General features: G+C 40.9%; 9 protein-coding genes. 1 reads left to right on the forward strand and 8 read right to left on the reverse strand.

Annotated features, from left to right (window positions below; all coding sequences use genetic code 11):
- Positions 1 to 755: 755 nt before the first annotated feature.
- From HMPREF2758_RS07845 to zapA, 8 genes are all read right to left on the reverse strand, one after another.
- Positions 756 to 2,105 (reverse strand): ABC transporter permease, encoded by a 1,350-nt coding sequence (locus tag HMPREF2758_RS07845; protein ID WP_070609905.1) that lies wholly within the window; start codon positions 2,103 to 2,105, stop codon positions 756 to 758.
- The gene (locus HMPREF2758_RS07850; protein WP_070609908.1) at positions 2,098 to 3,006 is read right to left on the reverse strand and encodes an ABC transporter ATP-binding protein; all 909 of its coding nucleotides are present in this window, start codon (positions 3,004 to 3,006) and stop codon (positions 2,098 to 2,100) included. The genes HMPREF2758_RS07845 and HMPREF2758_RS07850 overlap by 8 nt, the downstream gene beginning before the upstream one ends.
- Before the next feature lie 23 nt (positions 3,007 to 3,029).
- On the reverse strand, positions 3,030 to 4,790 hold the full coding sequence (locus HMPREF2758_RS07855; RefSeq protein WP_070609910.1) for a hypothetical protein: 1,761 nt from the start codon (positions 4,788 to 4,790) through the stop codon (positions 3,030 to 3,032).
- Positions 4,791 to 5,108: 318 nt separating this feature from the next.
- Complete coding sequence (ald, locus tag HMPREF2758_RS07860; RefSeq protein WP_070609912.1) at positions 5,109 to 6,218, reverse strand: alanine dehydrogenase; 1,110 nt, start codon at positions 6,216 to 6,218, stop codon at positions 5,109 to 5,111.
- 173 nt (positions 6,219 to 6,391) lie between these two features.
- Positions 6,392 to 6,703, reverse strand: a complete 312-nt coding sequence (trxA, locus tag HMPREF2758_RS07865) for a thioredoxin (RefSeq protein ID WP_006907902.1) — start codon at positions 6,701 to 6,703, stop codon at positions 6,392 to 6,394.
- Positions 6,704 to 6,774: 71 nt separating this feature from the next.
- Entirely contained in the window at positions 6,775 to 9,129 is a 2,355-nt protein-coding gene (locus tag HMPREF2758_RS07870) for an endonuclease MutS2 (protein ID WP_070609914.1), read from the reverse strand.
- A 9-nt stretch (positions 9,130 to 9,138) separates the two neighbouring features.
- Positions 9,139 to 9,675: a CvpA family protein gene (locus HMPREF2758_RS07875; protein WP_006907904.1), complete on the reverse strand. Its 537-nt coding sequence runs from the start codon at positions 9,673 to 9,675 to the stop codon at positions 9,139 to 9,141.
- A gap of 11 nt (positions 9,676 to 9,686) precedes the next feature.
- Positions 9,687 to 9,959, reverse strand: coding sequence for a cell division protein ZapA (zapA, locus tag HMPREF2758_RS07880; RefSeq protein ID WP_070609916.1), 273 nt, complete (start codon positions 9,957 to 9,959; stop codon positions 9,687 to 9,689).
- A gap of 129 nt (positions 9,960 to 10,088) precedes the next feature.
- Between zapA and rnhC the strand changes: the two genes are divergently transcribed.
- Entirely contained in the window at positions 10,089 to 11,039 is a 951-nt protein-coding gene (rnhC, locus tag HMPREF2758_RS07885) for a ribonuclease HIII (RefSeq protein ID WP_070609918.1), read from the forward strand.
- The last annotated feature ends 212 nt before the right edge of the window (positions 11,040 to 11,251 follow it).

Here is an 11,251-nt window from a genome sequence, read left to right on the forward strand (position 1 = left end):
CAGAGGAAGGGTTCTTTTTTCCATAAATTTTCAGATTTGAATTAAGATTAGGCTAATTATTTTTAAGAGAGTAAGCATAGCCCATTAAAGATAAGCAGTCTCAATAATCCAGAAAATACTTTATTAAAATGAGTATCATTGATAATTGAATATATACAATATATGTCAATTTATTTTTTAAAATGAAAATTATATATAATTTCATTTAACGTTGTATTTTATAAAAGCTAGCCTTAAAATTTACACCTTAATCTTAAATTATTAAGATAATGAAAGATTTATCCAATTTATCAAACCGGTTACTATTCATTTTATATATTTATAAAAATACCTCAGAATTGACTTTTTCTAATCATACGGTTATGCCGTCTATCAAGTAATTAAGCTATAGCCTTGAAACAGGCGATAAAAATAAACCAATCCCACAGCCGTGGTCAAAGGACAGTTGGCACACATCAAAGTCTTGGCGCTTTAGCGCTTACGCTTTGAGTAGCCAGCTGAGCCAAGGAGACTTTTTTAGAAGGCTCCTGGCGGTCCACCATAGCTGTGGGAGTGGTTTTGTTTTTTGAGACAGTAGAAAGGCTTATTATTCACCCATGAGTAGCACCTTGAATCGGTGAGACTCTGAAAGAGGCTCTAGGCGATCTGCCATCGCTAGAGGAGATTTCATTTTTTAAATGAAATTTTCGGATTTTAACACCGTATTCCTAACATCATGGTTATAATTATCAACCCATAAAATAGAATACGAGCCTTTAATCCTTCACGCGTTTTTCATTGCGCCAAATCGAAATCGATTGTTTGAGTGTTCCGATCAGTCCCTTATCAGAATATACCAGGGTATTCGACTTGTAGAAGACCGAAGAAACCCATAAACAGAGTATCAAAAAGATCCCAACCGTTCCAATGGCTCCCCAAATCGCTCCCGTTGAAACAGTATCCGTCGCAATTCGGAAAGGCATGATAAATGGTGAAAACAGTGGAATAAAAGAACCAATTTTTACAATGCTTGAATTCGGGGAATTTAAGGCATACATAGCAATGTAAAAGCCGGCAACCCCAATTAAACTAATTGGCGAGATCATCTTATTCACATCTTCCACACGAGAAACTAAAGATCCCAGGAAGGCGGCAATGACCAAGTAAACAAAGACACCAAGTAGAGCAAACAACATGGAATAAGTAATCATCGGCTTAATACTAGAAATGAAAGGCCCAATTAGGCTATTGATATCCACTGATTCTGATGAAACAGCACCTAATTCAGCCTGGATATTCGTAAGCACCGCTGACTGACCAAATTGGCCAGCTAGGAATAATCCCATTACATAATAGACCAAACCAGCTAAAACCATATAGATAAAAATCTGTGTCAAGATCACTAGGAAAATCCCTAACAACTTGCCAAAGAAATGAGCCATCGGAGAGATGGATGACAAGACGATCTCCATAATCCGTGAACCTTTTTCGGCCGCAATCTCTTGAGACACCATGGTCAAATAGGTCATGATGAACATGAAGACAATGATACTCGTTAAGTAAGCAAAGCCTAACTTAGCAAATTGAATCGGATCGTCCTTAGAGATTTCTTCCACATTTCCAGACTTATCCTTAGAAAGATTAATAGTCTCTAAATGTACTTGCGTATCTTGAATTTGTTGCATGGCTGATTGATCAAGATTCAACCGTTGAATCGTTGCCTGCAGGTTAATATCCGATAAGATCTTCTCAAATTGACCCGTGGCAATATTCTTTCCATCATTCGATTGGTAGAATTTTGCGGATAAGCGTCCGTCTGATTCTTGGGTGACAAGATAGCCATCCAATTCCTTATTTTCCAATTCTTTCCGTGCCTGGTCTTGTGATAAATCAAATTGATAGTAATTATCATCCTCAATGGCTTTAATGGCTGTGATTAACTCTGAATTATCGGACACGATACCAATTTCTCCAACGGAAGAAGTCGATTGATCCTTATAGATAAAGAAGGCAATCGCTGCAATCACCAAACCCATAATTATCGGACCAAAAATCATCCAGAAAAAAGCCCAGGATTTAATATTCTTACGATAAACCTCTCTTGCAACTAACCACATTTTATCCATGAATAAACTCCCCCGCTTTCTGTTTAAAGATTTCTTCTAAGGTTGGTGGCTGCTGAGCAAATTGACGAATATATTTACCTTTAGTAATTTGATCAAATAAGGCAGGCCCATAGGATTCATCCGCCAAATAAAGGGTAAAGTGCTCAGGTTGAGTTTCTAGGACTTGCTTAACCCCGTCAAGTTGGCTCAAGCTTTCTTTCGTCCACTGATCACTCTCCACATATAGCTTGGTACGTCCAAAACTATTTCGAACTTCATTGACATTGCCATATAAGACCTGATTGCCGTTGACAATCATGGTTAATTTGTCACAAATTTCTGAAACATTATTCATATTGTGACTTGAGAAAATAATGGACGATCCTCCGGCTTTTAATTCGAGAATGCCTTGCTTGAGAAGATCGGCATTCACTGGGTCCAAGCCTGAGAATGGCTCGTCTAAGATCACCAATTTTGGCCGATGAATCAAGGTTGAGATCAACTGCACCTTCTGTTGGTTCCCCTTAGATAGGGTATTAATCTTATCCTTACGCTGACCCTTAACGGCAAATTTTTCCATCCATTCGTCAATCTGATCGAGAATCTCTTTATGCTTCATGCCACGAAGACTCGCAAAATAAACAATCTGGTCCTCGATGGTCATCTTTTCATATAAGCCACGCTCTTCAGGGAGATAACCCACAAGATTATAGATTCCCTTTCCAATCACTTGATTATCCCAAAGGACTTGTCCCCCTTTTTCTGGGGTTAAAAAATCAAGAATCATCCGAAAAACGGTTGTCTTTCCTGACCCATTGGGTCCGATAAAGCCCATTATGGTACCCGGTTCAATGGTAAAGGATACATCATTAACAGCTTGAACCGATCCAAAGGACTTGGATAAGTGTTTTACTTCTAACATCGTATTTTCCTTTCTATCTTTAACTATTCGACCAGCGGGTCCTCAGAACTTGGTGAAGCTTCTTTTGAGGCCTCTTCAACCACTTGAGGACTAGCCTCCTTACCAAATCGTTCGCTTAGATCCATCGATTGGACCTGACCTTGGCTATCCACTTGGAAGCGAACGGGGTCTCCTGATTCTACAAAAGGTAAGTAAGGGTTGAGACTGACATCTGCTTGATAGACCTGTCCATCAACCATAAAGTAATAAATCGTTTGTCCCTCTTTAACGACTGCTTGAATCTGGTCGAGATCAGCCTTAATCTCTTTAAGGTCTGCAAGATTAGCCGCTTTAACATCAATCGTATGATCTTGAGCGTATTGACTAATAAGTTGCTTCATTGAATTGGCGACATATACATTCTGATAATTCTGAACATCTACTAAGGCATAGCTCTTAATTAAGCCCGAGGAGTCCTTCAAAGTCAATATATACATTGGACGGCCCTGAAGGTTAATTAATAATGGGAAAGTCGCCTTGTAGCCTTTCTCCTGAACAGATCCTTCGGCTGATTCCATAGCTGACAACTCTTCTGCTGCAGAAAGAGGATACATCTTCGCTTCCTTAGTCCGCAAATTCACTAAGACGAAGCCGATATTCGATTCATCCGCCGAAACGGAGGTCACCCCTGTATAAAGATAAAGATCATCTTGCATTGGTAGGTAATTATAACCTTCAGAAGGACGCGTCACACCCTCTTTAGCAAAGAGGTTATTCCAGAATCCCTTATGGTACTTTCCATTCAACTCCAATTGATGCATGACAAGATCTGCACCGTAGACCCGATCAACCCAATCTGGAACCTGATCAATCTTATAATAATGGTCTTCTCCAGTCATGGCATTAACAATGATTAGGCCACGTGGTTCAGGTTCTCTTAAGAAGAAGTTGCGGCCATAGGTTGTTGCTATATAGTATGGCGTGCCTTGATCATCCACTTCAAAGGATGGGCGTTCAAACATTTTGAAAGGATATTTGAAGCGTAGATGCCGTAAGATATACCGATTAAAATGATCCGCATAGGAATATTTGATCGGTTTAGAAGGGGTTTGAACTTGAACTTCGCCCGTCACATTATCCACTTGTAAATAATGGGGGATCCCCTTTCTAAAATTATTGACCCATTTAAAGAAACCGGCATACTTCAAGGGAGTCACCCGATAGGGCTTGGCATTAATATTAATCTGTGTGTATTCTTCCGAAACCTCGAACTGCGAAACCAAGTCGGTTAGCGAGCCTAAACGACGATTACCTAGACGAATCGCTGTATCTCGGTCCACCAAAGGCACCTGATTCAGGTCTACTTGGGGGAAGTCCTCTTGAAAATTCACTACTTGCGGTTGCAACAAGTTTGCATAGCGCTTGGCCATAAAAAAGGGTGAAAAAACAAGATTTGAGACGATCGCCACTATTGCTAAAGTCCCTGCTAAATATGCTAAAAGTCGGAATTTTTTTAATTGGGTAAAGCTTAAATTCATGGTCTGAAATTTATTTTTATTCCTTATTTTTTGCCAATTCTCTTGCATTTCAACTAGGCTTTCAATACCGATCACCGCTAAAGCAATCAGGCCAATAAAGAGCCAAAAATCCATAGATGCATAGTGAAGGGCAGGTAGCGCCATATAGTAATACAGTCCAGCTAAAATCACTAGAACAAGGTATAAATAACGAATTTTAAAACTTGAACGCTTAAGTCGATTAACCATTGACTCTGAGCCATTCGGGGTCACATCTTTGAGTGACATAACATCGCCTCCTTATTAAATGTATCATCCCATAAAGTGAAGCCCTCACCTTGACTAGCCTCTAGCCTTAATAGGATTGCCTTTGTGAGAGTGTGTAAAAGGGCTCATTTTAACACAAATATTATTTTCAAAGGTTTAATTATATTATATTCAATTTCTTATAAATTGTAAAACTGTCTTTGACCTTTCGCTAACTAAATATTTACCCCTTCCTCATAAGCTACTATTATCATTTTAAGGGCTTATGCAAGCTTTGACATGATCAATTTCTGCAAAAAGCCGATAACGACAATGATCATTACCGGTCTAATCTGTCTTTTATTGGAGACAATCCATTAAAGGCGTAAATTCTCTATCTTGCGATTGGGCTACTGCCTTAGAAGTCAAATAGCCCCGATAGGTATTGATTCCAGTCGCAATCGTTTCATTTTGACGAGCAGCTTCTTCAATACCCAGTTCAGCCATTTGCTTAGCATAATAAAAGCTGGCATTGGTTAAGGCAAGGGTGGATGTTCGTGGGACGGCCCCAGGCATATTCGCCACGGCATAATGAATGACTCCATGCTTAGTATAAGTGGGGGATTGGTGACTCGTTGGATGCGTCGTTTCAAAGTTACCCCCTTGGTCGACAGCAATATCAATGAGGACGGATCCTGGGCGCATTTCCTTAATGGTTGATTCTTTGACTAACATCGGAGCTCGTCGACCGGCTAATAGCACCGAGCCAATCACAAGATCTGAATCGGTCACGGCACGTTCAATATTGATCGCATTGGACATTAAGGTTTGAACACCATTTCCTAGGATATTTTCGATTTCTGCCAAGCGTTGTGGATTAATATCAATAATCGTCACATTGGCACCCAATCCGTAGGCTAATTTAGCCGCATTGAAGCCAACCACACCTCCACCAATAACCGTTACATTCGCCCGTTTTACCCCGGGTACTCCCCCTAGCAAAATACCAGGGCCGCCATTGACCTTTTCTAAAAGACCGGCTCCAATTTGGACGGCCATCCGTCCTGCCACCTCAGACATAGGCGTTAACAAGGGAAGAAGATGTCCTAGTTCCATGGTCTCATAGGCTACTCCAATAACTCCTTTTTCCAGTAGAGTCTGTGTCAATTCATATTCTGGCGCTAAGTGAAGGTAGGTGAATAGAATCAACCCCTTATAGAAATATTGGTATTCACTCGGAAGCGGTTCTTTCACCTTAACCACCATCTGGGCTTGCCAGACTTGAGCGGGATCTAAGCAAATCGTCGCACCGGCTTGGCGATAATCTTCATCCATAAAGCCAGACCCATCTCCAGCATGGCTTTCAACAAGAACTTGATGTCCCATCTGACAAAGTTCTTGAACATTGGCAGGAGTTAGCCCCACCCGTGCTTCATTTTCTTTCAATTCTTTAACGAGACCTATTTTCATAATTTTCTCCTTTTGTTTAGCTAATTATCATAAATTATGCGCTTTTTACCTTAAAATGTCAAAATAAAAGAGATAGGGTTTGAGGTGACCCTACCTCTTTGAATAGCGAGTCCTTCTTAGGCATGCTAAAATTTTATTGAAAGATCCTTAAAAATTAACAAGGTCCTATATGATTAGAGATGGCCTTGTAAAACTTTTTCTAAACGGGCTTTATCATGAAAGCCAACCAGTTTTTCGACAACTTGACCCTCTTTTTTAACAATCATTGTTGGAATCGACATAATGCCAAATTCTGAAGCGACCTTTGTTTCTTCATCAACATTCATCTTGAAGAATTCGACTTGTCCTTCCATTTCTTCAGCGAGTTGATCCACAACGGGTGATTGCATTCGACAAGGACCGCACCAAGGAGCCCAAAAATCAACCAAGACCAGCCCTTCGTTTGTTTCCGTATTGAATTCATTATCTGTAATAGATTTTACCATGTTATCCGCTCCTTTCCTATATGTTTAATTATAGTACACTTACTTGATAAAAAAAATTATTATGCTCACTGCTACTTGAAATAGACTTGAGTTGAACCATTTCCACCAGCATTGGCCGGAGAATATTCAAAGTGGTCAACTTGGGGATGATTCTCCAGAGCCTTTTGGACCCCAGATCTGAGTGCTCCTGTCCCCTTTCCATGAATAATGGTCACCATCGGATGGTTGGATAAGAGAGCTTGATCCAGGTATTGAGTGAGTCGCTTCATCGCCAAATCATACCGTTCACCTCGTAAGTCGAGTGTCGTTTTAACCTTAGAACCCGCCTGACGGTGAAGGTTGATTTTTTCCTTACGGTCAACTTTCGTCAACAACTTCAAGTCGGCTTCTGAGAATGTCATCTTTAGGATGCCCATTTGGACTAAATATTGTTCCTTATCAATGGCTACAATAGTCCCCCTTTGACTATAGGGTAGCACTTCGACATCATCGCCCACTTTAAGACGGCGTTGATTTTTTGCCTTTTTTAAGACTTTGTTTTTTCGCAAATCCTCAGCTTGTTTTAAATGATCCAAAGCCGATTTTTTATCAATCAAGACAGACTCTTTAATAGTGTGATTCTGTCCTTGAACCAGTTGAAGATCGCGGATTTCTTGCAAGATCGCTTCGGCTTGCTTTTGCGTCTCGGCAACTTTCTCATTGGCTTGGCGCTTAGCTTTTTCAATGAGGTCTGCTTTTTGATGGAGATAACGGTCGTATTCGGTTCTTAGATCCGCTAATAGACTAGCCGACTGATCCAGAAGGTCCTGAGCTTGCTGATTTTTGGTCGAAGCTTCGCGTCGTTCACGTTCTAACTTGGCCACCATCTCATTCAGTGAATGACTGTCCTGGGAAATTCCCTGCTTGGCTTGATCTAGAATACTCGGATCCAAGCCTAAGCGACGCGATATCTCTAAAGCGTTAGATCGTCCGGGAACTCCAATCATCAGATGATAAGTCGGTGACAAGCTGTCCACATCGAATTCCATGGCAGCGTTAATCGTTTTGGGAGTCTTATGGCCATAAACCTTAAGTTCTGGGTAATGGGTTGTCGCAAGAATAACGGCTCCAATCTTACGCAGATGATCTAGGATAGCCATTGCCAAGGCGGCACCTTCTTGAGGGTCTGTTCCAGAACCTAACTCATCAAACAGAATCAAGGATTGATAAGTCGCCGACTCAATAATAGATACGATATTTGTCATATGACTAGAGAAGGTCGATAAGTTCTGCTCAATCGACTGCTCATCTCCGATATCTGCAAAGATTTGATCAAAAACTCCTAATTGACTGCCTTCTTGACAGGGAACCTGAAGACCCGCCTGCCCCATTAATTGAATGAGTCCAATCGTCTTCAGGACAATCGTCTTTCCCCCGGTATTTGGGCCGGTAATGAGCATCACACGATAAGTCTCACCAATCAAAATATCATTAGCGACGACTTGATCAGGATCTACTAAGGGATGACGAGCCTGCCATAGTGCCACTTGATTCTCCTTTGAAAACTGTGGCGTCGTTGCTTGGAGCTCCTTACCATATTCTGCCTTCGCTTGGATAAAATCCAATTGACCGATCACCGTTTGATTCCCTTTTAAAGCATCCAGATAAGGAACGAGCTCCAAACTGATCTCATAGAGTAATCGTTCAATCTCGGCTTTTTCTTGAGAATAAAGAGTAGACAAGCGATTATTGAGATCAATCACTGCTTGCGGTTCCACATAAATCGTTTGACCGGTAGCGGACTGGTCATGAATGTTCCCTGCTAACTGCCCTCTAAAGTCTGCTTTAACCGGCAAAACATAGCGATCATTACGAATAGTAATAAGGGCATCGGAGAGAATGTTGGCTTTTGACTTCAGCAACTGATTCAATTGCGTCCGAATTTGGTTCTCGGTTTGTCCTTGTTGACGGCGGATCCGAGCCAGTTCGCTCGAGGCGGACGATAAAACGGTGCCATCCTCACTGACTGTTTGATCAATTTGCGATTGTACTTGTGGTAAAATGGTACATTGGTCTGCCCAGAAGGATAAAGCAGGATAAATCCGATCCTCTTCGGCTTCTTGATCAAAAAAATGCTTAACTTGGCTAACCGTTGATAGTAATTGGCCAATCTGTGCCAATTCTCGACCATTCAAGCTAGCTTCAATCTCCAATCGCTTAAAAGCCATGCCTAATTCTTCCAAACGTGGAATCGGAATCGACTTACCTTGATCCTGAATTTGACGAGCCTGACTCACTTCTTCCTGCCAACGACGAATCTGTTCCAAGTCACCACTTGGATGCAAATTCAAAACCCTATTTTTAGCCATTTGAGTTCGAGTGAGGCCTGCTAGATGGTGAGTAATTTTTGGAAAATCCAATTTATTTAGACTGCGTTCTTGAATCATAGACTCCCCCTATACTAAGCCTAAATGACGGACATAATCAGCTAACAATGGTGTAGCATCCACTATCCAAAAAAGCAAAGGATGATTAACAAACTGCTGTTGGATAAACTCGATTGGCATTAAGGATAGCAAGAATAACACCATGAAAACAATAAAATAAGCTACTAAAAAATTAATCGCCCCACCTAGCAAACGATTAACGATATTTAAAACACTGTAGTAGGACAATTTGGTTAAAAAACTCGACATGAGATTCGTTAACAACCAACCAATCAACCAAATTAATAGAAAGGTCAAGCAACGATAGAAAATCTGATCCACAAAAAAGCTTTCCGCTTCAGAATACAAGGCTAGATTAGTATCTGCACGAACGGCTGGAAAGGGAATGAACATTTCTAACCAATGACTGAGCGGTTGAAAATAAAAATTTGCCAAGACAAAACTGATTAGATAGCCAATCAACCGCACTGCTTGCATAACCAAGCCCCTACGATAACCCGCATAAAAAGCCAGGGCTAATATAATTATCACCAATAATGAAAACATGCCCATCCTCCTTATGAATCTTGCTTAAGACTCTCTGATTGAAGCCCTAAAGCTTCCTCCAATTGATAAATTCGCTTTTCCTTAATAATTTGATCTGACAAAGCATTGACCGCCATCAAAATCGCCCGATCTTCAACACTCAAGCTAGGGTCCAACATTTCTAATTGATCTAACTGCTGATTAACTAAAGATATCACCGCATCCATATGAGCAGGTGATTGTTTGGCTAAAATGGTATATTCTTTACCCCCGATTTGGGCTTTATAACGCATTTGCTCTTGCATAAGCAACTCCCTTTTATCGATAAGATTCATAGGAATAGTTTACCAAAAGTTCAGGCAACTTGCACCTTTTGCCCGACTCACTTATGATACTTATGAACAAGCTAACAAATTATCCAAAGGAGATAAACTATGTCATCCGTTACCCTTAAAATGACCGCTGAAGCGATCCAATCCCTAGTGGATCACTATCCGCAAGCCAAGATGGAGAAGGCTCCACACGCCTACTACCGCCTACGCATCAACGGTACTATCATCACTGCCTACCATTCCGGTAAAGTCCTCTTTCAAGGCAGTTGTGCCGAAGAAGAAGCTCATAAATGGCAAAGTACCGACCAAGTTGAAAGCTCTCATCAAAAAAAGAGCCCCCTTTCCAAGCCAAAACCAGCCTACCATTATCAAGGTCTTAATCTTATTGGTTCTGATGAAGTGGGAAATGGTTCCTATTTCGGGGCACTCACAGTTTGTGCTGTTTATCTAAATCAAACCCAAATCCAAACTTTAAAAGGCTTAGGTATTCAAGATTCGAAAAACCTGACCGATACCAAGATCCAAGCACTCTCCCATCAAATTCAAGACCAGGTTTGTTTCCATCTAACGATCATTAATCCCAGCAAATATAACCAATTAACTCAAAAATACAATGCCAACGCAATTAAGGCGATCGCTCATAACTATACCCTGAATGCTTGTTATCAAAAGCTATCAACAAAAGACCAAAGAGAACTGGACGGAGCTTTGATTGATCAATTTACGCCCGAAAGAAATTATTACCAGCATCTCGAAAAACAAGGACAAGCCATCTATCCAGGTAAGACCTTTTTTGCTAAAAAAGCAGAGTCGCTGCATTTGAGTGTGGCCTGTGCTTCGATTATTGCTCGCGATTATTTTTTACAATCCCTGGAGAAACTTGGCTCTCCATACGATTGTGTGCTTCCTTCGGGGGCTGGCCAATCGGTCGACCAAATGGCCGCCCAATTAATTAGGGATTATGGACCCGAAGTGCTTGAAAAAACAGCAAAATTGCATTTTGCTAATACTCAAAAAGCCCTAAGATTAGCCGGTCAGTCAATAAAGAAATAAACTTATTCTAGTTATTGATTGAACCTTTATACTGGCTTATAAAAATAAAATCCAATAGATTGTGATTTTCCAATCCGATAATTTATTTCAAACACAGAACCCTTTCCTCTGCTGTGGCGGACCGCCTAGAGCCTCCTTTAGATGAGGAAGTAAGGGCCTTTTCACTGGCTGATAAAAATAAAATCCAATCCCACAACTGTGGTGGACCGCCA

It is taken from the genome of Facklamia sp. HMSC062C11 (assembly GCF_001810675.1).
Lineage (GTDB): Bacteria > Bacillota > Bacilli > Lactobacillales > Aerococcaceae > Facklamia > Facklamia hominis.